The sequence below is a fragment of the Candidatus Binatia bacterium genome (assembly GCA_036493895.1).
Taxonomy (GTDB): domain Bacteria; phylum Desulfobacterota; class Binatia; order UBA1149; family CAITLU01; genus DATNBU01.
Map to the genome: position 1 here is coordinate 81,894 of DASXOZ010000028.1, position 22,261 is coordinate 104,154.

The following is a 22,261-nucleotide window of genomic DNA, read 5'->3' on the forward strand; positions in this document are numbered from 1 at the left end:
CCGGCACCACTCATGCGTCCTGTCATGCGTCCTGTCATGCGTCCGGCCGTGCACCGCATCTGTTGCGTGGCCGTTGCGGCGCTCGCACTGCCCGCTTCGTCGTGCGCGCTGCTGGTTCCGCCTCTGGATCCGATCGTCAACGAAGTGCGCGAGGTCCGTGAGCTCTCGGATCCTGCGCGCACGATGACGTTCCACGAAGCGCGCGTGTGGTTCAACGGGCCGGTGTCTCGCGCGACCAAGGGCGTGCGGCTTCCGGACGGCGTGTACGTGCTCGAGGCCGAAGACAAGGACTACCTGTACTTTCGCGCGCCCGCGCTGATCCAGATGCGCAGGATCGAAAACCAGCAGACCCGCGAAGGCGTGGACCTGCCCGGCGGATTCGCGCTCTACAAAAGATTCGCGATCTACCCGTTCGGCGCCGTGTACGTGGACGAGCCGCCGGGCCGCAAGGTGCTCGTCTTCCTGTTCGGCGGCGAGTTCGTCCCGCTGCGCGGCAAGCTCTGGGACAAGAGCTTCTGAAGCGAACCGCATTCATCTGCGCCCCGGCCGGTGCTACTGTCCCCGGTATCGTTTGAAGGAGGGCACATCCGCACATGAGAAGGATCACTGGCTCGCCGTCGCCGGCTTCGGTACTGCTGGCCTGCTGGACCCTGGCCTTCGCGCCGGCAGTGCCGGCCCTTGCCGCGGACGCGGTCTGCGGAGACGTCAACGCTTCGGGCAGCGTCACCGCCAGCGATGCCCTTGCCGTGCTGAAAGATTCGGTCGGCCAGCCGATCGAGCTTCGGTGCCCGCCCGACGGAACACCGCTGCAGACCGGCCAGACGTTCTGCTACGATTCGGTCGGAAAGTTCGTCTCGTGCGCGGGAACGGGCCAGGACGCAGAGTTCCAGCACGGCATCGCCCACAGCTTCACCGACAACGGCAACGGCACGATCAGCGACGGCGCCACCGGCCTGATGTGGGAGAAGCTGTCGAGCGACGGCAGCATCCACGACGTCGGCGCTACCTACACCTGGGCCGCGGCGTTCTCCTCGAAAATCGCTGCGCTAAACTCGGCGGGTTTTGCCGGCCATCACGACTGGAGGTTGCCGAACCTGGCCGAGATGGAGAGCATCGACGACGTCGGCACCGTCAATCCGTCGGCGTGGCCGCCGTTCGACTCGAACTGCGTGGCCGGCTGCTCGATTCATACGTGCAGCTGCACAGCCGTCAACGAATACTGGACGTCGTCCACGTACATCAACGATCGCTCGGGCGCGTGGTTCGTGCACTTCAACGACGGTTACGCCGGTGCGTTCCCGAAGACCGGCAGCCAGTCGGTGCGCGCGGTGCGAACGGGGAATTGAGCACTTTTTCTGCGGAGTGCCCGGCTCGCCGCTTTCCGCCTACGGCGCCGGGCAGGTCAGCGTCAGCGTCGTGTCGCCCACCGCAACCTTGAGCGTGCGCAGGGCGTCGCTCGCGGTCACCAGCTGGTCGTTGTTCGTGTCGCACTCGCACAGCGCGCACGAGGACGCACCGACCGCCGATCGCAGCGTGAGAAGTGCGTCGCTGGCTTTCGGTGACGGGGCCGCGCGGCGGGTGGCGGGAGCTCCGCAGACGCATGCGTTTGCGCGATAGATCTCGACGCTCTCGTCGGCGTTGTTCGTCGCGAGGTTGCAGTCGCTGTCGAGCATCACGCGCGTTCCGTCGGCGCTGATGCCGCCGGCAGTGCTCGAGCAGTTCGGCCCACCGTCCGTGACGGCGAGAATTCCTCCCTGGGACCTGCCGACGCCGGCCTGGAAAGCCTCGATGCTGCCGTCGCCGTTGAACTCGTTCAGGCGGCAGTAGCTCGTGAACGCCACCGCCGTGCCCGACGCGGCCATGCGCGGCTCGCCGCTCGCGCACGCAGTGCCGCTGCCGACGTTGGTGACCTGCGCGACGGTCTTCGATGCGTTGACCGTGAAGATCTCGTCGCTGTTGTCCGCATTGAAGCCGGTAAAATTGCAATCGCTGTAGAACGCGATGATGGAGCCTGCGCTGTCCATCGACGGCCGTACGCTCGAGCACGTGTCGTCCGGCGCTTTGGTCATCTGCGTTGCCGCGCCGGCCGACGTCACCGTGAAGATCTCGATCGCACGGTCTTCGTTCTCGCCCGTCAGGTTGCAGTCCGAGTCGAAGGCGACGAGGCTGCCGCTGCCGTTGATCGACGCCGAGGTGCTGTCGCAGTCGTCTGCCGAATTGTCGGTAAGACGCGTCAGCACGCCGGTCGACGAGACGCGGAAAATGCCGGAGCCGCGTACGGCATTGCTGTTCCCCTGCAGGTTGCAGGTGCTGTCGAACGCAATGAAAGTGCCCGCGCCGTTGATCGACGGCGCCAGGTTGTCGCAGCCGACCGAATTGGTGAGCTGCGTGATGGCACCGTTCTTCCACAGAAAGATCTCGACGTTGCCGTCGACGTTCGCGCCGGTCAGGTTGCAGTCGGACTCGAACGCGACCTTGTTGCCGTCGCTGCTCATGCTCGGGCGCGTGCTCGAGCATGCCACGCCGGTCGTGAGCTGGGCAGGCGCCGAGCCGACGACGGCGCGGAAGATCTCGAGGCTGCCGTCGGGGTTGGTCGCGGCAAGGTTACAGTCGGACTGCCACGCTGCGATGGTTCCGGTGGAGTCCGAGACCGGCGCGACGCTCGCGCAGTCGGCGTTCGAGTTGGTGACCTGGACCGGGGCAGCCGTCGCGACGCCGGCTTGAAGCACGGACGCGAGGACGGCAGCGAGGGCGGCGGGAAAACGCGTCGGGCTCAAGAAGACGTCTCCGGTCTGTCGGTCGCGGGGCCCGGGCCGGGCGGCCGCGACGGAACGCAAAGAATCCGCGGGAACGGCGCGCGGTGCAACCGTGTTTTTGGGGTCAGGCACCAGGCCAGGCTCGTGGCAGCAGCGATCCATCATTCCCTGCAGCCACAAAGTACGGCTGGTGCCTGACCCCAGCGTTGTTCCCGGCCCGGGAACCCGTTATTCGTCGGGCCGCCGGCCGGCGCCGTCCCGCGCGGCCCCGCCCTTCCGATTTCGTCCAGAGGAACCCGATGCAGCCAGAGCTCGAAGTTGCCATTGCCGCGGCCCGTGCCGGCGGCGCCGTCGTCGCCAAGTACTACAAGGGCGATTACGAGGTTCACGAGAAGGCGCCCGACAATCCCCTGACTGTCGCCGACACCGAGGCCGACGCCGTCATCAAGAAGACGGTCCTTACCGCCTTCCCCGGCGACGGCTGGCTGTCGGAGGAGACGGCCGATACGACCGAGCGTCTTTCCAAGTCCCGCGTCTGGATCGTCGATCCGCTGGACGGGACCAAGGAATTCACCCAGCACATTCCCGAATTCTGCGTCTGTGTGGCCCTCGTCGTCGACGGCGTCGTCCAGGTGGGCGTTTCCTACAATCCGGCCGAAGACCTGCTGTTTGCCGCGCGCCGCGGCGGCGGAACGACCCTGAACGGCAGGCCCGTGCGCTGCACGCCGCACAGCCGCGTAGCCGACGCCGTCGTGCTCGCCAGCCGCAGCGAAGACAAGCGCGGGGAGTGGGATGCCTACAAGAGCCTGATGAAGGTGAAGCTCACCGGCTCGGTGGCCTACAAGTTCGCGCTGATCGCCGCGGGAAAAGCCGACGCGACATTCTCGCTGACGCCGAAGAACGAGTGGGACATCTGCGCGGGAACCATGCTCGTAGAAGAAGCCGGCGGCGTCGTGACCGACCGCTTCGGCCGCCCGCTGACCTTCAACAATCCGAAGACGCTGCTGCCCGGCCTGATTGCCGCAAGCTCGGTGCTGTACGGCCCTCTTCGCGACGTGATCCGCGAGACCAGCGGGCAATGAGCGCAAACCGGCGAGCGTTCGCTTGCCGGGCCATCGTAACCCGGCGAGCGTTCGCTTGCCGGGCAGGAAAATTTTCAGGAGGAGGAACTCAGTCGACCGAGGTGTCGGACTGCGATGCTTCGGAAGCGAGCACCAGCGTTCCGCCGGCGCGGTCGGCCGCTGCGTAGGCTGCGTCGACCTTCCGTACGAGGTCGGAGAAGCGACGGGCCGGAACTCCACTCAGCGAGTGCGAGCGAGGCGCGGCCGCGCTCAGCGGATCGATGTAGTGGTCATTCTTGTACATCACGTAGTGAAGGTGAGGGCCGGTGGCCAGGCCGGTCGAGCCGACGTAGCCGATCACGTCGCCTTTTCGCACCGTAGCGCCGGGCCGGATGTTCGATGCGAAGCGCGAAAGGTGCCCGTAGCCCGATTCGTACGTGTCGTCGTGCCGCATCTGGATGTAGCGGCCGTAGCCGCTGTACCAGCTTGCCATCTCGATGATGCCGTCGGCTACCGCATGCACCGGCGTGCCGGTCGGCGCCGCGAGGTCGACTCCGTAGTGAGGACGCGTCGTGTTGAGAATCGGATGGAGGCGGGCGAACGAGAAGGTCGAGGAGATGCGCGTAAAGGAGACCGGGAAGCGCAGATAATCGCGGCCGAGGGCCTGGCCTTTGGATGTGTAGAAACTGCCGTTTTTCTCGCCGGGCTGCTGGTACCAGATGCCCTCGTGAATCTTGCCGCTCACCTCGGTGATGCGCACGGCCAGCAGCTGGCCGGGAATGGTGCCGGCTCCGTCCGGATTTCGCAGCTCTTCGAACTGGACGCTGAAGCGGCTGCCGGCCTGGATCTTCTCGAAGTCGAGATCCCAGCCGAGCACTTCGGCCACTTCCGAGATGATCTCGTCTGGAACGTCGGCGCGCGCGGCGCTCGCGTAGAAGCTGCTGTCGATCGTGCCTTCGACCACGCGACGGACGCGGCCCATCTCGACCGACTCGCGCTCGGCGACGACGTCTCCGTCCTTGCGGCGCGCGACGATGTAGCTCATCACGTCGATGTCGAGCTTCATCGAGACGAGGTCGGCGGCTGCGACGTCGACGCGCATCGCGAGGTTCTGGCCGGGGTGGATCTGGCTCAGCGCGTAGATGCGGCTGGAAGCCTTGATCCACGCGGCAGCCTTGTCGTTGCTGACGCCGTTCTCGGCCAGCACCTGTGCGAAGGTCTCGCCGGTGGCGAAGCGGTGCTCGATGTCGCGGAACTCGGGAATGTCGGAAAGCGCGTCGATGGTATCGATCGTGGACGGCGTGCCGGCCGACGAGACGACCGGGCCCGGCATAGGCGGCTCGGGAGCTGCGATCGGACTGGTAGTCGAAAGCTCGATGTTCGGGTCGGTGTTGGTGAGGCTGGGGAAAAGAACAGAAGGAAGAAGAGAAGGAACCGAAGCCGATACGACTTCCTGCGGGCCCGTCGCCGACGAAGTCGCGTCGGCGGGCGGCATGGGTTTGGTATCGGTCGTTACACGGAATCCCGCGAAGGAGACCATGCTGACGACCAGGCCGAGGGCGATCAGTCGCCCAGGCCCAACATCACCGCCCCGCGGCGGCCGTCCCAGCGTTCCCACCATCATCAGCCGCACCCCACGCTGGACCACAGCCCGCTCGGCCGGAAGTCCGCGAACGTCGTTACGTTCAAGTTCAAGTTACGTTGCCTACCAGTAACCAGCCTGTCAATGCGGACCCCTGTGCCGGGGACCGACCCCACTAAACCCGGCGGGATTGCCCGCCCGGCTCGCATCGTTACTCTGGACCGCAGCGTAAGGAGTCAGGGTCCACAATCCGTCGTTCGCCCCAGGACCCGGTCCTCAATCGAATGCGCCGCAGGCTAGCCGCACTGGACGTGGGAGACAAGCGTATTGGCGTGGCTGTAAGCGACGCGCTGCGGCTTACTGCCCAGCCCCTGGGAACCGTCGAAAGGCGCTCGATGGCCGCCGACTGCGCGGCAATCCAGCGCATGCTCGAGCCGTACGATGTCGAAAAAATCATTGCAGGACTGCCACTTAACCCTCGTGGCACCGAGGGCGAGCAGGCCGACCGCGTCCGCCACTTCTGCAAGAGGTTCGTCGTCGAGACCGGCCGGGAGCTGGTGTTCCAGGACGAAAGACTGACCAGTGCCGAGGGCGAGAGGATGCTTCTGGAGACCGGGATGCGGCGAAATCGCCGCAGGGAAGTCCGGGACCGGGTGGCCGCCGCTCTGATCCTGCAGGCCTGGCTCGACTCCCAGCCCCGCCCGTGAACGCGGCCACTTCCCCGCCGAATTTCCAATCCGCGCGGCCGCTTGCCGCGACGGCAGTGAAGCTCGCCACTACAACCACCTCGTCACGCCGCCGCCTGCGCATCGGTCTCCACCTTTTGTCGCACGTCACCATGGGCCGCCCCTCGCATCGCGCTCCATCTGCCGGCCGATGAGACGGGCGCTCGCCATCTTCACGGCCGTCGTCGTTGTCGCATTCGGCGCGGCCGCCGTCACTGCCACCGTTGTCATAAAGGAAGAGCTTGCTCGCAGCGTCGAGCTTGCCGGCAAGGTGGAATTCGACGTGCTGCCCGGCGAGAGCCTGCGCCACGTCGCCGCGCACCTGTACGAGTCAGGTCTGATCGGCAGCGAGAGAGTGTTCCTCGGCGCCGCGTTCTGGAAAGGCACCGACCGCGCGATCAAGCACGGTCGTCACGAGTTCACCGGCACGGTGACGCTCGAGTCGGTGCTGGCCGAGCTCGCGAGAACACCGAAGCCGATCCTCAAGGTGACGATTCCCGAAGGGCTGACGCTGCGCGATGCCGGCGCCGTGCTCGAACAGGCCGGCGCGGTGTCCGCTTCCGCTTATCTGGCGGTGGCCTGCTCCGACGAGATGAAGCGGCTGGCGGGCTCGCCGTCGTCGGCCGGATGCGCCGAGGGCTTCCTTTTCCCGGATACCTACGACCTCGTGCCGGGGATGTCGGCCGGCGACGTCGTCGATCTCCAATGGAAGCGCTTCCACCAGGTCGTCGATCCCCTGATCGCCGCCTCGCCGTCGCTTCCCGCCGAGCTCACCGCGGCGGCGGCGGGCGGCGACGAAGCGTCTCGCGTCGCCGCCGTCGTCACGCTGGCGTCGATCGTCGAGAAAGAGACGGCGCTGGCCTCGGAAAGGCCCCACATCGCAGCCGTCTTCTACAACCGTCTGCGCGACGGCATGCCGCTGCAGACCGATCCGACCGTCATTTACGGCGTCATCGACTCCGGCGCCCCATGGGACGGCAACCTGACGCGTGCCCACCTGACGACCGCCACGCCGTACAATACGTATATGAGGAGGGGCCTTCCGCCCGGCCCGATCTGCAATCCGGGCAAGGCCTCGATCCAGGCCGTGCTGGCCCCGGACAAGTCCCGCGACCTGTATTTCGTGGCCCGCGGGGACGGGTCCCACGAGTTCAACATGAGCCTGGAAGACCACAATCGGGCCGTGCGTCGATGGCAGCTTCGCTGAGCACTTGAGATTCGCCTCATGTTCGCCTAGGGTTGACGGGGTCGAAGTCGTGGGGCGTGGAATGGGGCCGACCAGATCACCGGCTGTGCGAATTTCGCCGCAGGCCGGTCGAACGGGAGTTGCGCAACGGAAGTTGCGAAAAGGAGAAACGCGGTGGCCACACTGACCAAGCGGCAGAAAGAAATTCTCGACTACATCGAGCAGAGCATCGCCGAGAACGGTTACGCCCCTACCCTCGAGGAAATCGGCGAGCGCTTTGCGCTTCGCTCGATGGCGACAGTCCACAAGCACCTTTCCAACCTGGAAACGAAAGGGCTGATCCGCCGCAAGTGGAACCACAGCCGCGCGATCGAAGTCACCGACGACAGGCGACGCCCCGCGTCCGTGACGATTCCGCTTCTCGGCCGCGTCGCCGCCGGCCGTCCGATCGAAGCGATCGAGAGCAAGGATACCATCGACGTGCCCGAGTCGCTCGTGCGAAAGCGCGACAGCTACGCGCTGCGCGTGGCCGGTGACTCGATGATGGAAGAAGGAATTCTCGACGGCGATCTCATCGTCATCGAGGAGAGGGCAGACCCTCGCAACGGCGACGTCGTCGTCGCGACCATCGACGGCGAGGCCACCGTCAAGCGGTACTACCGCGAGAAGAACGGCAGCGTCCGGCTGCAGCCTTCCAATGCCGCGTACAAGCCGATCGTCGTCGAAGGCGGAGATTTGAGAATCCGCGGAGCGGTGGTCGGACTGGTGCGCCGCTACCACTGACCGCCAGGCTACGGCCGCACGTTCGGCGCCGCCGGTCCGTCCCGGCAGGTTGCGCAAAAGCCTCGCTGCAGGGTTTTTCCGCAACCTGCGGGCTCTCCCGTGCAGGTTGCCCGGTTCGGCGGCCTGTTTCGTGCCCGCCTTGCGCGCCGAGGGCTGCGCGTGCAATGCAGGGCGCTCGCCGATGCCTGAGTCTTTCTCCGTCTACGTCCACCTTCCGTACTGCAGCCGCCGCTGTCCTTACTGCGACTTCAACACGTACGTCGTCCATTCGATGCCCGAGCAGCGCTACGCCGAGACGCTCGGGCGAGAGGCGGCTTTTGCGGCGCGTTCGGATGCGTGGCGAGGCAGGCGCATCGAGACCGTGTTCTTCGGCGGCGGCACTCCGTCGTTGTTCTCGCCTGCGACGATCGCGACGCTGCTCGCGACGTTCGACAGGCTCTGGGGCATCCAGGCCGATGCCGAGATTTCGCTGGAAGCCAACCCCGGCACTCTCGAAGGCGGAGGCGAAGACAAGCTGCGCGGGTTTCGAAGTGCGGGCGTGAGCCGCATCAGCTTCGGTGCGCAATCGTTCAACGCGCAGCACCTTGCGACTCTCGGTCGCATCCACTCGAGCGACGAGACGCGCGATGCGTTCGGTGCCGCGCGCCGTGCCGGCTTCGACAACATCTCGTGCGACCTGATCTACGGCATTCCCGGCCAGAGCATTGCCGACTGGCGAAGCGACCTGGACGCCGCCATCTCGCTCGGCAGCGAGCACGTTTCGGCGTACTGCCTCACTTACGAAGACGGCACGCCGATGACGGGGATGAAAAAGGCCGGGCTGGTGGTCGCGGCGGACGAGGACACCGAGCTCTCGATGTTCCACCTGGCGCGCGAAACGTTCGCGCAGGCCGGACTGGCGGCCTACGAGATCTCCAATTACGCGCGGCCCGGACGCCAGTGCCGCCACAACCTTGCGTACTGGACCTGGCGCGATTACCTCGGCCTCGGCGCCGGGGCCCACGGTTTCTGCTCGGACGGCGCGGCCGCGGGCCCCGCTGCCGGCGCATCTCCAAGCCTGTCTCCAAGCCCATCCACAGCACCGGCGCAGTCGTGGGGGCGACGTTACGCGAACCTGCGCCTTCCCGAGCTGTTCATGTCGGCGGCCGACGGCGCCTGGCACGCGAGCGAAGAGAGGCTGACCCGCGAAATGGCCATCGCCGAGTACCTGATGGTCGGGCTGCGGCTGTCGCGCGGAGTCGATGCGCAGTCGTTCCTGCAGCAGTTCGGCATTGCGCTCGAGGCCGCGGTGCCGTCCCTTCGCGACTTCGTCGTCGGCGGATTCATCGAAAGGCACGGCGAGGCGTTCAAGCTGACGACGCGAGGTCTCGAGATCGCCGACGCGGTGATCCCGCGCCTTCTGGCGTAAGCGCTGCGGCGTCGCGCTCAGGCGCCGGGAGAAGGTGCAGCGGGAGTGGCCGCTACGCCGGCGGGTGCGTTGGTGCCCTTGCCGGACGTGTTTTCACCGGCGCCCTTCGTCCCTGCATTGCTCGCGCCGGCAGCGACGGCGCCTGGTCCCGCACCGCCGGTGCCTGACCCCGATGCGCTGTTGCCCGGCGCCGCGTCGGCGCTCCAGCCGGCGCCGAGTGCCTTGTAAAGTGCGATCGCCTGCTCGGCGACGCGGGTGCGGCTGCCGGCAAGCTCGTCCTCGGCAATGTAGCGCGATCGCTCGGCGTCGAGCACGTGCAGCAAGTCGGTGAGGCCGCTCTTGTAAAGATCGCGGCTGGCGGCGGCCGCAAGCGCCTCGTCATCGGCCGCGCGGCGAAGAGCCTGCTCCCGCTCGCGCTCGTGAACGAGCCCGGCCATCGCGGTTTCCACTTCGGCGATCGCCTGGCGCACCGCGCTCTCGTAACGCGCAGCCGCCGCTTCGGTCCTCGCGTCGGCAGCCTTGACGGCATTGCAGAGGCGGCCTGCGCTGAAGATCGGCCACTGCACGCCGGGTCCGACGGACCAGAAGCGGCTCTCGCTCGTCAGCAGGTCGCTCGAGTTCTGGCTCTGCACGCCGAAGCTGCCGGTCAGCGAAAAGCGCGGCAGCAGCTCGGTGCGGGCGACGCCGGCGCGTGCGGTGGCCGCTGCCAGCTCGCGTTCGGCATGCGCGATGTCGGGCCGGTGCAGCAGCAGCTCGGACGGAAGCCCGGCGGCGGGAAGAACCGACGGCTGCGGGATTTCGCTCTTCCCGGCAAGGTCGGCGTCCAGCGTTCCGGGGCTGGCGGCGACGAGCGTCTCGAGGCGATGCAGGGACGCGGCGCGCTGGCCGCGCAGCATCGCCGCAACCGACTCCGTCGCAGAAAGCTGGGCGTCCCCGCGTGCGACGTCGGCGTCGCTGGCGATGCCGACCCTGCGGCGGTCGCGCAGCACGTCGAGGGTCTCGCGCTGCGACTCGCTGTTTTCGGCGGCGATCCTCAGCCTCTCGTCGAAGCTGCGAAGCTCGATCACTTCGCGCGCCGTCTCGGCCATCAGCGTGCGCTCGACGTCGGCCGCCGACGCCTGCGCGGCGCCGACCTCGGCGCCGGCGGCTTCGACGCTGCGACGAACGTGGCCGAATACGTCGATCTCCCACTGCGCATCGAATCCGAGCTGATAAAGGCCGATGGGCTGGAACACCGCGCCGGCCGGACCGGTGGCCACCGCACCGGCAAGGGCTTCGAAGAACCCGTGCTGGCTGATGCGCGACTTGCTCCAGCCCGCATCGACATTCCCCTGCGGAAAGAACTCGCCGATCTGCGCAGCACGAAGCGCGCGCGCTTCGCGAACGCGTGCGACAGCCTCGCGCATTCTCGGCGAAGCCGTGCGCGCACGCTCGACCATCTGCGCGAGCGCCGGGTCGGAGAACGATTGCCACCACTGGCTGTCTTCGGGAGCCGTTCCCGCGTAGCCGTCCGCCTCGACCCAGCCCGGCGCCGTCTCGATGACCGGCCGCTTCTCGTACGGGCCGATGCAGCCGCAGGCGGCCACGCAGGCGAACACGAGCACGGCGCCCTTTCCTGCAAAGCGGCACTTCATTCGGCAAGCGCCTGGGCCGGACCGAGTGGAATCTTCGGCGGCTTCCGCATGAGGAGGACAACAGGGAGGATCATCAGGAATGCGATCGACAGGAGCCGGAACAGGTCGACGAACGCGAGCGCACGTGCCTGCGCCGAAACGACCTGCGCAGCCATCGCTTCGGCGCGAAGCACCGCCTCGACGCGGTCGGACGTCTGCGCGCCGAGCGCGCCGGACATCGACTGGATCCAGCCGTTCCACGCGGGATTGTACGGCGTCGCGTTCGCGACGAGGTAATTCTGGTGGATCTGGGACTGGTGTGTGAGCAGCGTCGACATCAGCGCGATGCCGATGCTCGCGCCGATGTTGCGCGCCAGACTGATCAGGCTCGAGGCCGCACCGCGGTTGGCAGGATCGACGTACGCATACGCGAGCGTGTTGACCGGCACGAACAGGAACGCCAGCCCGAAGCCCTGCACCATGCGCGCCGACGTGATCGTCCAGAAGCCCGCGTCCAGGTTGAAGCCGGCCATGAGCTGCAGCGACAGCGAGATCACGACCGAGCCGAAGCAGATCATCCAGCGCGGGTCGAAGCGCGAGATCATCCAGCCGACCAGGGGCATCAGCGTCATGATGACGAGAGCGCCCGGCGAAACCGCCAGCCCGCTGAGCAGCGCCGTGTAGCCGAGCAGCGTCTGCATGAAGAGCGGCAGCAGCACGGTGCTGCCGTACAGCACGAAGCCGAACAGCAGCATGATGAACACCGAGAAGCCGAAGTTGCGGTCCTTCAGCAGGCGAAGCTGCACCACCGGCTCCTTCTGGCGAAGCTCCCACCACACGGTGAACACGAAGCCGATCACGCAGGTGGCAGCCAGCGCCTGGATGAAGCCGGACTCGAGCCAGTCGCGGCGCTCGCCGATGTCGAGCATCATCTGGCCGGCGCCGATCGCCAGGCTGAGCGCGCCGAGCCCCATCCAGTCGATCCTGCCGCGCTCGCCGCGGCGGCGCCGCGGAAGGAACGGCGGATCGCTGATGAAGCGCGACGACAGCAGCATCGAGAGGATCCCGACGGGCACGTTGATGAAGAAGATCCAGCGCCAGCTCGAGTTGTCGGTGATCCAGCCTCCGAGCGTCGGACCGATGACCGGCGCCGCGACGACCGTCATGCCGTACATCGCCATGCCCATGCCGCGCTGCTCGATCGGGAAGGTGTCGATGAGAATCGCCTGGGTGCTCGGCTGCAGGCCGCCGCCTCCGAGTCCCTGCAGCAGGCGGAAGAACACGAGCATCCCGAGGTTCGGCGCCATGCCGCAAAGGCAGGAACTGGCGGTGAACATCGCGACGCAGGTCAGGTAGAAGTTGCGGCGGCCGAACAGGGTTGCCATCCATCCGCTGATCGGCAGCACGATGGCGTTGGACACCAGGTACGACGTCAGGATCCACGTGCTGTCCTCGACGCCGGCGCCGAGGCTGCCGGCGATGTGGGGCAGCGCCACGTTGGCGATGCTCGTGTCGAGCACCTCCATGAAAGTTGCCAGCGTCGCGACCAGCGCGATCAGCCACGGATTGTGAGGAGCGTAGCTGTGGTACGCCGCCGGGTGTGCGCCTTCTGCGCCCGCGGGCGGCGCGGCATCGGCCGGCAACGACGATGCCGGAGCGGCCGGATCGCCGGGCACCGCGGGCGCCTCGCCGCCAATGCTTCCCGCCGTGCTCAACGAATCCTCACCTCGGGCTCCACGGACATGCCCGGCCCGAGCGAATAGACGGCAGGATCGGGCTGCTCGTCGAAGACGATCTTGACGGGCACCCTCTGCACGACTTTGACGTAGTTGCCGGTCGCGTTCTCGGGAGGCAGCAGGCTGAAGCGCGATCCGCTGCCGGACTGCAGGCTGTCGACGTGGCCGCGGAACTTCGCGTCGGGATACGCATCGACACGTACTTCGGCCTCGGCGCCCGGACGGATGCCGCCGAGCTGGGTTTCCTTGAAGTTCGCGATTACCCAGCGCTCGTCGGGGACCAGCGCGAACATGATCTGGCCGACCTGCACGTAGTTGCCGACCTGCACCGTCTTGCGCGTGATGCGCCCGGTCTCGGTCGCGGTGATGTGGCAGTACGCAAGGTCGATCTCGGCCTGGTGCACGGCAGCGCCGCTCTTTTCGATGGCGGCGTCCGCCTTGGCCACTTCCGCTTCGCGCACGGCGATCTCGTGCGGTGCGGCCTCGGCCGATGCGACGTCTCCCTGCGCAGCGCCGACGGCGGCGCGCGCGGCGGCGATGTTCTTTCGGGCGGCTTCGAGCTTCGAGCCGGCCGCCTTCGACGTCGATGCGGCAAGATCGCGCTGCTGCTCGGAGACCGACCGGCTGTCGAGCTTCGCGTAGCGCGCAAGATCATCGCGGGCCTGCTCGGCCTGGCTCGCCGCTGCCTGTTCTTCCGCTTCGGCTTCGGTGACTCTCGCTTCGGCAGCGGCCTGTCCTGCCTTCGCGCGCTCCATCGCCGCAGCGGTCGTCGTGCGCGATGCTTCCAGGGCGGCGCGCGATGCGCTGGCGGCCGCTCGCGCCAGCGCGAGATCGGCACGCGCCGCGTCCAGACGTGCCTGAGGCTGGGCCGGATCGATCTCGACGAGAGTCGTCCCTGCCTGCACGTGCTGGTTGTCCTCCACGGCGACCGTCAGCACTCGCCCGGCGATCGACGGCGCGACCTGCACGATGCGGCTCTCGATGAACGCATCGTCGGTCGAAACCCACGCAGACCAGCGCTCCCACAGGAAAATGCCGGCCAGCAGAAGAATGCCGGCGGGGATCGCGACGGCCGCGAGCGCGACGCGCCCGCGCGCCGATTTGCGCAGCTCGCGCAGGTTCACGACCGCCTCCGCGGCTTGCGGGCGCCGAGGCCGTGCAGCGAAAAGCGCACGATGTGTTTCGCGAGCACCGCTACGTCCATCGATGCACCGGGGTGCATGACCTTCAGCAGGGCCCTGGCATTGCGGTGCACCGTGCACTGGCCGATCACGCTCGAGACGCAAAGGCGGATGTGTTCGCTGCTCTCCTTTTCGCCGGTGAGCCTGGCCAGGATCGCCGCGCACTCGGCGAACATCGGCCGGGCCATTTCCTCGGAAAGAATGTGGAACGCGGCGCTCGGCTCGGCCATCTCGCGCGTCATCAACTGGCCGTGCCAGGCGGGGCGGCCCGTATCGAGAAGTCGGCGCAGCAGCGTTTCGACGAAGCGGCCGAGCGCGGCCTCAGCATCGACGGCCGCGGCATCGCCGAGTCCCGCGATCGGATAACGTTCGGCGGCATATTCCTGCGCGCGACGCATCACCGCCTCGTACAGCGCGGCTTTTGATCCGAAGTGGTATGCCACGGCCGCGACGTTCGCGCCGGCGCGCCCGCAGATCTCGCGCACGGTGCCTTCGCGGAATCCGCGCAGCGCGAACACTTCGCCGGCGGCCTCGAGCAGGCGACCGTGGGTTTTCGCAAAGTCGTCGTCGCCGCGCGCCCGCGCCGCGGGCAGAGGGGGCGAGGCCTTCGTGGATTTTCGCACCGCAGGGGCGGGCCGGCGCGAGGGGTTGCGCGAAAGTCGCGTACTCATTCAAACACCTGTTTGACGGATTAAAACATCTGTTTGAATCGTGCAAACGCGGGCGCGCCGCCGACCGCGGGTAGCGGGACCGCCCCAAAAGGCGAGTCTGGCAAGGGAAGGACCGCCGGTCGCGATCACCCGTCCTGCGGCGTGCGTTCCTGCGCCGGGCGCACGCCCGCGCGCTGCGAAGCTTTGCCGGCATGGCAGGATGGCCTCGTGCCCCCGCTAGCCGCCCACCTCGCCGTCGCTGTCAGCGCGTGGATCCAGGGATCGGTCGGGTTCGGCTACGCGCTGGTATCGGCCCCGCTGCTGGCGCTGCTGGATCCCGCACTCGTGCCTGGACCCGTCATGGTCAGCTCTCTTCTGCTGTCGCTGTCCGGAGCGGTACGCGAAAGGTCGAGCATCGACCGGCGCGGCGTGCTCCTCGGCCTCGTCGGTCGCCTGCCCGGCGTCGCGCTCGGCGCCGCCGCGCTGGCCTGGCTGCCGGACAAGCAGACGAGCGTCGTGTTCGGCGTGCTCGTGCTCGTCGCCGTCGCGCTGAGCGTTTCGGGACTGCGTCTTGCGCTGACGACGCGCAACCTGCTCGTCACCGGATTCGCGTCCGGCGTGATGGGAACGATGACGTCGATCGGCGGGCCGCCGGTCGCGCTCCTCTACCAGCACCACGAGGGACCGAGGCTGCGCTCGACGCTCAATGCGTACTTTGCGCTGGGCAGCGCGATGTCGATCCCGGCGCTCGCGCTGGCGGGACATTTCGGAGCGTCCGAGCTGCTCGCCGGCTCGCTGCTGCTGCCGGCAACGATGGCCGGATTTGCGCTGTCGGCGTTCACGCGATCCTGGATCGACGACGGCCGCACGCGCGCCGCCGTGCTCGCGGTCGCGAGCGCATCGGCGCTGGCCGTCGTGGTGCGCGAGCTCGCGCCGTAACGGCAATGCCGGGAAAAAGCTGTGGAAATCAGGCGCCGCGCGAAGCTTCGCGCCTGGCCAGCTCGAGGTCGCTCTCGACCATCACGCGAACGAGATCGTCGAACAGCGTGCGCGGCTCCCACTCCAGGACGCGCCGCGCCTTGGACGAATCGCCGAGCAGCATGTCGACCTCGGTGGGCCTCTCGAAGCGCGAGTCCGTGACGACGTGGCGCTTCCAGTCCAGATCGAGAAGCGAGAACGCCCGATCGAGGAAATCGGCGATCGAGTGCGTCTCGCCGGTCGCGATCACGAAGTCGTCGGGTTCGCGGTGCTGCAGCATGCGCCACATCGCCTCGACGTAGTCGGGCGCGAAGCCCCAGTCCCGCCTCGCGTCGAGATTTCCGAGCACCAGGGTCTGCTGCAGCCCGAGCTTGATGCGCGCCGCCGCGCGCGTGATCTTGCGTGTGACGAAGCTCTCACCGCGCCGGGGCGACTCGTGGTTGAACAGGATGCCGCTGGCCGCGAACAATCCGTACGCCTCGCGGTAGTTCACCGTCTGGAAATGCGCGTAGACCTTCGCGCAGCCGTAGGGGCTGCGCGGGTGGAACGGCGTCTTCTCGTTCTGCGGCACTTCGGCGACCTTGCCGAACATCTCGCTGGAAGAAGCCTGGTAGAACCTGGCCGGGTTCTTCATGCGCCGCACGGCTTCGAGCAGGTTGACGGCACCGAGCGCGTCCACCTGGGCGGTAAACGCCGGCTCGTCGAAGGACACGCGCACGTGCGACTGCGCGGCGAGGTTGTAGATCTCGTCCGGCGCGATCGTGTCGACGAGGTCGCGCAGCCTCAGCGCATCGGTCATGTCGCCGTAGTGCAGAAAAAAGCGCGCCCCGGGCTCTCGAGGGTCGACGTACAGATGGTCGATCCTGGTGCGCGTCACGGTGCTCGTGCGGCGTACCAGCCCGTGAACTTCGTAGCCGTGGCGCAGCAGGTACTCGGCCAGGTACGACCCGTCCTGCCCCGTCACTCCGGTAATGAACGCGCGTTTTGCCACGACGACCGCCGACGCGAGTACGGCACTGCCCGGACGGTGTCAAATTTCGAGTCGGGGCCGGCCGCGCGAAGTCTGCCCGTCGCTTTGGCGCAGTCCGGCTTGTCCTGTTCGCCGGTCCGCTTCACCTTCGTCAGGCATGGGCAGCGGCAGGCACGGAGCGGGTTGGGGCGCGATCCTGCTCGCCGCAATGCTCGTTTTCCTCGGCTATTGGCTGAGGGTATTCCTCGCGCCGTGCGGCACGCCGCTGCACTACCGCATCGGAACCATCGACGGTCGCTTCCGGGTCACCCGAAGCGAGCTGCGCTCGGCGCTGGAGAAGGCCGAAGCGATGTGGGAGGGCCCGCTCGGCCAGAACCTGTTCGAGTACGACGAGAAAGCCACGCTGGTCGTCAATCTCCAGTTCGACACGCGCCAGGACCAGACGCAGGACACCAATCGTCGCAAGGCCGACATCGATTCGACCAGCACCTCGGCCGCGGATGCACGAAGCCGCTACGACGCGGCCAACTCGCGCTACGAGTCGGACAAGTCCGCGTACAGCGCAGCCGAAGCTTCGCTCAACGCGAAGATCGACGAATTCAACCGGGAGGTGCAGACCGGCGTGGGCGACGACGTGCAGGTCCAGGCCCGCCGCGAGCAGCTCGACCGCGGGCGCATGGACCTGGATGCGAAACGCCACGACCTCAACGATCTCGGGGAGCGCGTCAACACGCTTCGCCGTCGTTACAACGAGCTGGCCGACTCGATCAACACCGACATCGCCGCGATCAACCGCAACTCGGGGCGCGAGTTCGAGCAGGGACTCTACACGCGCAACTCCGAAGGAACGCACATCGACATTTTCGAGTTCCAGGATCGCGACGACCTGGTGCGGGTGCTCGCCCACGAGCTCGGCCACGCGCTCGGCCTCGAGCACAGCACCGATTCCGATTCGCTGATGTACGCACTGCACACCCAGGAACACGCGACCGTCACGGCGCCGGACCTCGCGGCACTTCGCAGGCGCTGCCGTCTCTGATCGGGCCGGGCCCGCGTCCGGACAACGTCGCACGACACGGCGGCTCCGGCGACGGATGCGCAGACCGGGTCCTCGCCGGCGCCGCGATGGCACTTTTCGCGCGCACGAGGTGTCGGCGCCGGCAGTAGCGAGAGCGCGGTGCGCAGCCCCGGCTCCGGCGCCGGCGCCGCTTTGACTTCGCGATGCCGGGCTCTGTATACCCGTCCGGAGCGGTCCCTGCCGCGCCTCCCCATGCAGGAGTCTTCGAACGACGTTGCGGTCGTCGTCATCCCCGCCAGGTACGGGTCGACGAGACTGCCGGGTAAGCCTTTGGCCGATCTCGGCGGAAGACCCCTCATCGAGCACGTCTGGAGACGGGCGCTGCTGGCCCGCCTGCCCGAAAGGGTGCTGGTCGCGACCGACGACGAGAGAGTCCGCGCGGCAATGCCGAAAGAGGCCGAGGTCGTCATGACCCGAGCCGACCATCCGAGCGGCAGCGACCGCATCGCCGAAGTCGCCGCGGGCCTGGACTGCGCAATCCTCGTCAACGTCCAGGGCGACCTTCCGCTTCTCGACCCCACGCTGGTCGACGAGCTCATCGAGATGCTGCAGCGCGATCCTGCGCTCGGGCTCGCGACGGTGGCAGTGCCGATCGAGAGCTCCGAAGAGATGGACAACCCGTCGGTCGTCAAGGTCGTCTGCGACAGCGGCGGGCGGGCGCTGTATTTTTCGCGCGCGCCGATTCCTTACGACCGCTCCGATCCTTCGTCGTACGCGGGTGCGATGCGCCACGTCGGCATCTACGCGTACCGCCGCCAGACGCTGCTGCGCTTTGCCGCGCTCGCGCCCACGCCTCTCGAGAAGACCGAATGCCTCGAGCAGCTTCGCGCGCTCGAAAACGGCATTTCGATCGGAGTCGTGCGCCGCAGCGACGCCGTGCCGATCGAAGTCGATACTCCCGCAGACCTGGCCGCCGCGCGCAGCGCGCTGGCGGCTTTGCATCCCGATTCGCCCGACTCGCCCACTCCGCCCGGCCCGCGCCGCACCGGCCGGACGGCGACTGCCGAAGAGGTGCCATCGTCATGAGCAGCGAAGGAAGGCCCACCAAGTACATCTTCGTCACCGGCGGCGTCGTCTCTGCCCTCGGCAAGGGACTGGCCTCCGCGTCGATGGGCGCACTGCTGGAAAGCTCGGGCCTCAAGGTCTCGATGCTGAAAATGGATCCCTACATCAACGTCGACCCCGGCACGATGAGCCCGTTCCAGCACGGCGAAGTCTACGTCACCGACGACGGCTACGAGGCAGACCTCGACCTCGGCCACTACGAGCGCTTCGTCTCGACGCCGATGAGCCGGCGCAACAACATGACGACCGGCGCCGTGTATTCCGAAGTGATCACGAAGGAGCGCCGCGGCGATTACCTCGGCGCCACCGTGCAGGTGATTCCGCACATCACCGACGAGATCAAGAACCGCATCCGCGCCGCCGCCGAAGGCATGGACCTTCTGATCGGCGAGGTCGGCGGCACCGTCGGCGACATCGAAAGCCTTCCGTTTCTCGAAGCAATCCGCCAGATGCGCGTCGACGCCGGCGCCGAAAACGTGCTGTTCGTGCACCTGACGCTGGTTCCGTACATCGGGGCTGCCGGCGAGATCAAGACCAAGCCGACCCAGCACAGCGTCAAGGAGCTGACCGGCCTCGGCATCCAGCCCGACATCCTGCTGCTGCGCTGCGACCGTCCGCTGTCGCAGGCGGTCAAGGAAAAAGTCGCGCTGTTCTGCAACGTCGACCGCAAGTCCGTGCTCGAGGCGCGCGACATCGACAGCATCTACAAGCTGCCGCTGGCGCTGCAGGAGCAGGGCCTGCACGACCGCGTGACGACCAAGCTGCACATCTGGACCGGCGCGCCCAAGCTCATGCCCTGGGAGAAAGTCGTCCACACGATCGACAATCCCCGCGACAAGGTGCGCATCGCCATGGTCGGCAAGTACGTCGGGCTGACCGACTCCTACAAGTCGATGAACGAAGCGCTCGTGCACGGCGGCATCGCCAACGAGTGCGCCGTCGAGATCGTCCACGTCGATTCGGAGGAAGTCGAGCAGCGCGGCATCGTCCCGGAAATCCTCGGCGCCGACGGCGTGCTCGTGCCGATGGGTTTCGGGCCACGCGGCACCGAGGGCAAGATCCTCACCGTCCGGCACGCGCGCGAGAACGGCATTCCGTTCTTCGGCATCTGCTACGGCATGCAGATGGCGGTCATCGAGTTCGCGCGCAACGTCTGCGGCCTCGAGGGCGCGCACACGACGGAAGCCGACCCGAAGACGCCGCACCCCGTGATCGACCTGATGATCGAACAGCAGGCGCTGGCGCAAAAAGGCGGAACGATGCGCCTCGGCGCCTATCCGTGCATGATCAAGGAAGGAACTCTCGCGCACCGAACGTACGGAAAGCGCAAGATCAGCGAGAGGCACCGCCACCGCTACGAGTTCAACATCGCGTACCGCGAGCGGATCGAGAAGGGCGGCATGGTGCTGTCGGGAGTCTCTCCCGACGGATCGCTGGTCGAAATGGTCGAGATTGCGAACCACCCGTGGTTCCTCGCGTGCCAGTTCCACCCCGAGTTCAAGAGCAAGCCGCTGGATCCGCATCCGATGTTCCGCGGCTTCATCAAGGCTGCGCTGGCGCACAAGCAGCAGCGCCGCGAGACGCCGCCGCTGCGCGGGCTCGGGCTTCGCGTGGTCGGTGCTCGCGAGGACTCGGAGAGCGAAGTCTGATGGAGGTCGAGCCGTTCCGCATCGGCAGGGGCGCGCGCAGCGTCGAGGTCGGCGCCGGCCGCCTCTTCCTCATCGCGGGCCCTTGCGTGATCGAGTCGCGCGACTCGGTGATGCGCCACTCCGAAGCGCTCGCGAAAGTGAGCGACGAGGTCGGCGTTCCGATCGTGTTCAAGGCGTCGTTCGACAAGGCCAACCGCACGTCGCACGCGTCGTTTCGCGGCATCGGCATGGACGAAGGCCTGCGTATTCTTTCCGACGCGCGAAGCGCCACCGGTCTTCCGGTTCTGACGGACGTGCACGACGCCTACCAGGTCGGGCCCACCGCCGAAGCCGTGGACGTGCTGCAGATTCCCGCGCTGCTGTGTCGCCAGACCGACCTCGTGCAGGCAGCGGCGGCAAGCGGCAAGCCGGTCAACATCAAGAAGGGCCAGTTCCTCGCGCCGTGGGACATGAAGAACGTTCTCGGCAAGGCGCGCGAGGTGGGCGGCAAGAACATCCTGCTGACCGAGCGCGGCGCTTCGTTCGGCTACGGCAATCTCGTCAGTGACTTCCGCTCGCTCGAGATCATGCGCGAGGCCGGCGCGCCGGTCGTCTTCGATGCGACGCATTCGGTGCAGCTTCCCGGCGGCGGCGGTGACAAGTCGGCCGGAGAGCGCCGCTTCATCCCCGCGCTGGCAAGGGCCGCGGTCGCCGTCGGCACCGACGGGCTGTTCATGGAAGTGCACGAGAATCCCGACCAGGCGCTGAGCGACGGGCCGAATTCGCTGCATCTTTCCGACCTGGCGCCGCTGCTGCGCCGCCTCCTCGCCATCCACTCCGCGCGCACGGCTGCGCTTTCCTGATAACGACGATGGCCCGCAAGCTGGACCCGAATGCCGCCGTCGAGACGGCCCGACGCGTGATCCGCATCGAGAGCGAGGCTCTCGACGAAATCGCCTCGCGCCTCGACGACGGTTTCGCGCGCGCAGTCGATCTCGTGCTGCGATGCAAGGGGCGCGTCGTCGTCACAGGCATGGGCAAGTCGGGACAGATCTGCCGCAAGATCGCCGCGACTCTGTCGTCGACCGGCACGTCTTCCTTCTTCCTGCACGCCGGCGAGGCCGTGCACGGTGACCTCGGGATGTTCGCGCGCGGCGACGTCTGCATCGCGATCTCCAACAGCGGCAGCACCCAGGAAGTGCTGGCGCTGCTGCCCGGTGTCAAGCGACTCGCGCTGCCGCTGATCGCGATCACCGGAGGCATCGACTCTGCGCTCGCGCAGGCTGCCGACGTCGTGCTCGACGTGCGGGTGCGCATCGAGGCCTGTCCGATGAACCTCGCACCGACCGCGAGCACGACCGCCACGCTGGCGATGGGCGACGCCCTGGCCGTCGCGGTGCTGGAAGCCAAAGGCTTCGGCGACCGCGATTTCGCGCTGCTGCATCCCGGCGGCGCGCTCGGCCGCAAGCTGATGCGCGTCGAGGAACTGATGCACCCCGACGCGCAGGTGCCGCTGATTGCGCCGACCGCCACCCTGGCTGACACTCTGCGCGCAATGACCGAAGGCGGACTCGGGACGGTCGGCGTCGTCGACGACGGCACTGCCGAGCAGCTGGTCGGCGTGATCACCGACGGCGACCTGCGCCGCGCGCTGCTGCGCCAGGGCGACGTGTCGGCAAGCACCGCATCCGACCTGATGAGCACCAGGCCCAAGACCGTCGCTGCCGAAGCGCTGGCCGAAGAAGCGCTCGCGATCATGGAGAAGCACTCGATCACGTCGCTGTTCATCCTGGAGACAGGCAGCCGGCGCCCGATCGGGATCGTGCACCTTCACGACCTGCTCAAGGCCAGCGTGGCCTGA

Annotated in this window: 20 protein-coding genes; 13 read left to right on the forward strand and 7 right to left on the reverse strand. The window is 67.4% G+C overall.

The window, feature by feature from the left end; translation table 11 throughout:
- The first annotated feature begins 24 nt into the window (after positions 1-24).
- Together VGK20_07660 and VGK20_07665 are read left to right on the forward strand one after the other, a co-directional pair.
- Positions 25-519 carry a hypothetical protein gene (locus VGK20_07660; GenBank protein HEY2773913.1) on the forward strand — a complete coding sequence of 165 codons (495 nt, stop codon included), beginning with the start codon at positions 25-27 and terminating at the stop codon, positions 517-519.
- A gap of 74 nt (positions 520-593) precedes the next feature.
- Positions 594-1,346, forward strand: coding sequence for a DUF1566 domain-containing protein (locus VGK20_07665; GenBank protein ID HEY2773914.1), 753 nt, complete (start codon positions 594-596; stop codon positions 1,344-1,346).
- 39 nt (positions 1,347-1,385) lie between these two features.
- Here VGK20_07665 and VGK20_07670 read toward each other — a convergent pair whose 3' ends face one another.
- Complete coding sequence (locus VGK20_07670; GenBank protein HEY2773915.1) at positions 1,386-2,777, reverse strand: hypothetical protein; 1,392 nt, start codon at positions 2,775-2,777, stop codon at positions 1,386-1,388.
- A 278-nt stretch (positions 2,778-3,055) separates the two neighbouring features.
- Here VGK20_07670 and VGK20_07675 point away from each other — a divergent pair, with 278 nt between their 5' ends.
- Positions 3,056-3,838, forward strand: a complete 783-nt coding sequence (locus VGK20_07675) for a 3'(2'),5'-bisphosphate nucleotidase CysQ (protein ID HEY2773916.1) — start codon at positions 3,056-3,058, stop codon at positions 3,836-3,838.
- Positions 3,839-3,926: 88 nt separating this feature from the next.
- On the opposite strand, the gene VGK20_07680 is transcribed toward VGK20_07675, so the two are convergent.
- Complete coding sequence (locus VGK20_07680; GenBank protein HEY2773917.1) at positions 3,927-5,312, reverse strand: peptidoglycan DD-metalloendopeptidase family protein; 1,386 nt, start codon at positions 5,310-5,312, stop codon at positions 3,927-3,929.
- Positions 5,313-5,683: 371 nt separating this feature from the next.
- On the opposite strand from VGK20_07680, the gene ruvX reads away from it, so the two are divergent.
- From ruvX to hemW, 4 genes are all read left to right on the forward strand, one after another.
- Positions 5,684-6,106 (forward strand): Holliday junction resolvase RuvX, encoded by a 423-nt coding sequence (ruvX, locus tag VGK20_07685; GenBank protein HEY2773918.1) that lies wholly within the window; start codon positions 5,684-5,686, stop codon positions 6,104-6,106.
- Positions 6,107-6,275: 169 nt separating this feature from the next.
- The gene (gene mltG, locus VGK20_07690; protein ID HEY2773919.1) at positions 6,276-7,331 is read left to right on the forward strand and encodes an endolytic transglycosylase MltG; all 1,056 of its coding nucleotides are present in this window, start codon (positions 6,276-6,278) and stop codon (positions 7,329-7,331) included.
- A gap of 153 nt (positions 7,332-7,484) precedes the next feature.
- Complete coding sequence (gene lexA / locus VGK20_07695; GenBank protein ID HEY2773920.1) at positions 7,485-8,093, forward strand: transcriptional repressor LexA; 609 nt, start codon at positions 7,485-7,487, stop codon at positions 8,091-8,093.
- Between the two features lie 181 nt (positions 8,094-8,274).
- Positions 8,275-9,501 carry a radical SAM family heme chaperone HemW gene (hemW, locus tag VGK20_07700; protein ID HEY2773921.1) on the forward strand — a complete coding sequence of 409 codons (1,227 nt, stop codon included), beginning with the start codon at positions 8,275-8,277 and terminating at the stop codon, positions 9,499-9,501.
- 17 nt (positions 9,502-9,518) lie between these two features.
- Here hemW and VGK20_07705 read toward each other — a convergent pair whose 3' ends face one another.
- The 4 genes from VGK20_07705 to VGK20_07720 are packed head-to-tail and all read right to left on the reverse strand — an operon-like array spanning position 9,519 to position 14,654.
- Positions 9,519-11,135, reverse strand: coding sequence for an efflux transporter outer membrane subunit (locus VGK20_07705; GenBank protein ID HEY2773922.1), 1,617 nt, complete (start codon positions 11,133-11,135; stop codon positions 9,519-9,521).
- Positions 11,132-12,829 carry a DHA2 family efflux MFS transporter permease subunit gene (locus VGK20_07710; protein HEY2773923.1) on the reverse strand — a complete coding sequence of 566 codons (1,698 nt, stop codon included), beginning with the start codon at positions 12,827-12,829 and terminating at the stop codon, positions 11,132-11,134. Before VGK20_07710 ends, VGK20_07705 begins: the two co-directional genes overlap by 4 nt.
- Positions 12,826-13,974, reverse strand: coding sequence for an HlyD family secretion protein (locus tag VGK20_07715; protein HEY2773924.1), 1,149 nt, complete (start codon positions 13,972-13,974; stop codon positions 12,826-12,828). Before VGK20_07715 ends, VGK20_07710 begins: the two co-directional genes overlap by 4 nt.
- The gene (locus VGK20_07720; GenBank protein HEY2773925.1) at positions 13,971-14,654 is read right to left on the reverse strand and encodes a CerR family C-terminal domain-containing protein; all 684 of its coding nucleotides are present in this window, start codon (positions 14,652-14,654) and stop codon (positions 13,971-13,973) included. Before VGK20_07720 ends, VGK20_07715 begins: the two co-directional genes overlap by 4 nt.
- Before the next feature lie 255 nt (positions 14,655-14,909).
- Here VGK20_07720 and VGK20_07725 point away from each other — a divergent pair, with 255 nt between their 5' ends.
- Complete coding sequence (locus VGK20_07725; GenBank protein HEY2773926.1) at positions 14,910-15,620, forward strand: sulfite exporter TauE/SafE family protein; 711 nt, start codon at positions 14,910-14,912, stop codon at positions 15,618-15,620.
- A gap of 28 nt (positions 15,621-15,648) precedes the next feature.
- Here VGK20_07725 and gmd read toward each other — a convergent pair whose 3' ends face one another.
- Positions 15,649-16,650: a GDP-mannose 4,6-dehydratase gene (gene gmd / locus VGK20_07730; protein HEY2773927.1), complete on the reverse strand. Its 1,002-nt coding sequence runs from the start codon at positions 16,648-16,650 to the stop codon at positions 15,649-15,651.
- A 187-nt stretch (positions 16,651-16,837) separates the two neighbouring features.
- Between gmd and VGK20_07735 the strand changes: the two genes are divergently transcribed.
- The 5 genes from VGK20_07735 (at position 16,838) to VGK20_07755 (ending at position 22,261) form a co-directional block, all read left to right on the forward strand.
- Positions 16,838-17,668 (forward strand): matrixin family metalloprotease, encoded by an 831-nt coding sequence (locus VGK20_07735; GenBank protein ID HEY2773928.1) that lies wholly within the window; start codon positions 16,838-16,840, stop codon positions 17,666-17,668.
- A gap of 231 nt (positions 17,669-17,899) precedes the next feature.
- Positions 17,900-18,733: a 3-deoxy-manno-octulosonate cytidylyltransferase gene (gene kdsB / locus VGK20_07740; protein ID HEY2773929.1), complete on the forward strand. Its 834-nt coding sequence runs from the start codon at positions 17,900-17,902 to the stop codon at positions 18,731-18,733.
- Positions 18,730-20,421, forward strand: coding sequence for a CTP synthase (locus tag VGK20_07745; GenBank protein ID HEY2773930.1), 1,692 nt, complete (start codon positions 18,730-18,732; stop codon positions 20,419-20,421). The genes kdsB and VGK20_07745 overlap by 4 nt, the downstream gene beginning before the upstream one ends.
- Positions 20,421-21,263: a 3-deoxy-8-phosphooctulonate synthase gene (gene kdsA, locus VGK20_07750; GenBank protein HEY2773931.1), complete on the forward strand. Its 843-nt coding sequence runs from the start codon at positions 20,421-20,423 to the stop codon at positions 21,261-21,263. Before VGK20_07745 ends, kdsA begins: the two co-directional genes overlap by 1 nt.
- Positions 21,264-21,271: 8 nt before the next feature.
- Entirely contained in the window at positions 21,272-22,261 is a 990-nt protein-coding gene (locus VGK20_07755) for a KpsF/GutQ family sugar-phosphate isomerase (GenBank protein ID HEY2773932.1), read from the forward strand.

Coding starts and splice junctions, on each gene's coding strand:
- hemW (HEY2773921.1), top strand. CDS start 8,275: ATGCCTGAGTCTTTCTCCGTCTACGTCCACCTTCCGTACTGCAGCCGC.
- VGK20_07745 (HEY2773930.1), top strand. CDS start 18,730: ATGAGCAGCGAAGGAAGGCCCACCAAGTACATCTTCGTCACCGGCGGC.
- mltG (HEY2773919.1), top strand. CDS start 6,276: ATGAGACGGGCGCTCGCCATCTTCACGGCCGTCGTCGTTGTCGCATTC.
- VGK20_07735 (HEY2773928.1), top strand. CDS start 16,838: ATGCTCGTTTTCCTCGGCTATTGGCTGAGGGTATTCCTCGCGCCGTGC.
- VGK20_07675 (HEY2773916.1), top strand. CDS start 3,056: ATGCAGCCAGAGCTCGAAGTTGCCATTGCCGCGGCCCGTGCCGGCGGC.
- kdsA (HEY2773931.1), top strand. CDS start 20,421: ATGGAGGTCGAGCCGTTCCGCATCGGCAGGGGCGCGCGCAGCGTCGAG.
- kdsB (HEY2773929.1), top strand. CDS start 17,900: ATGCAGGAGTCTTCGAACGACGTTGCGGTCGTCGTCATCCCCGCCAGG.
- VGK20_07680 (HEY2773917.1), bottom strand. CDS start 5,312: ATGCCGCCCGCCGACGCGACTTCGTCGGCGACGGGCCCGCAGGAAGTC.
- ruvX (HEY2773918.1), top strand. CDS start 5,684: ATGCGCCGCAGGCTAGCCGCACTGGACGTGGGAGACAAGCGTATTGGC.
- VGK20_07665 (HEY2773914.1), top strand. CDS start 594: ATGAGAAGGATCACTGGCTCGCCGTCGCCGGCTTCGGTACTGCTGGCC.
- VGK20_07660 (HEY2773913.1), top strand. CDS start 25: ATGCGTCCTGTCATGCGTCCGGCCGTGCACCGCATCTGTTGCGTGGCC.
- VGK20_07755 (HEY2773932.1), top strand. CDS start 21,272: ATGGCCCGCAAGCTGGACCCGAATGCCGCCGTCGAGACGGCCCGACGC.
- VGK20_07705 (HEY2773922.1), bottom strand. CDS start 11,135: ATGAAGTGCCGCTTTGCAGGAAAGGGCGCCGTGCTCGTGTTCGCCTGC.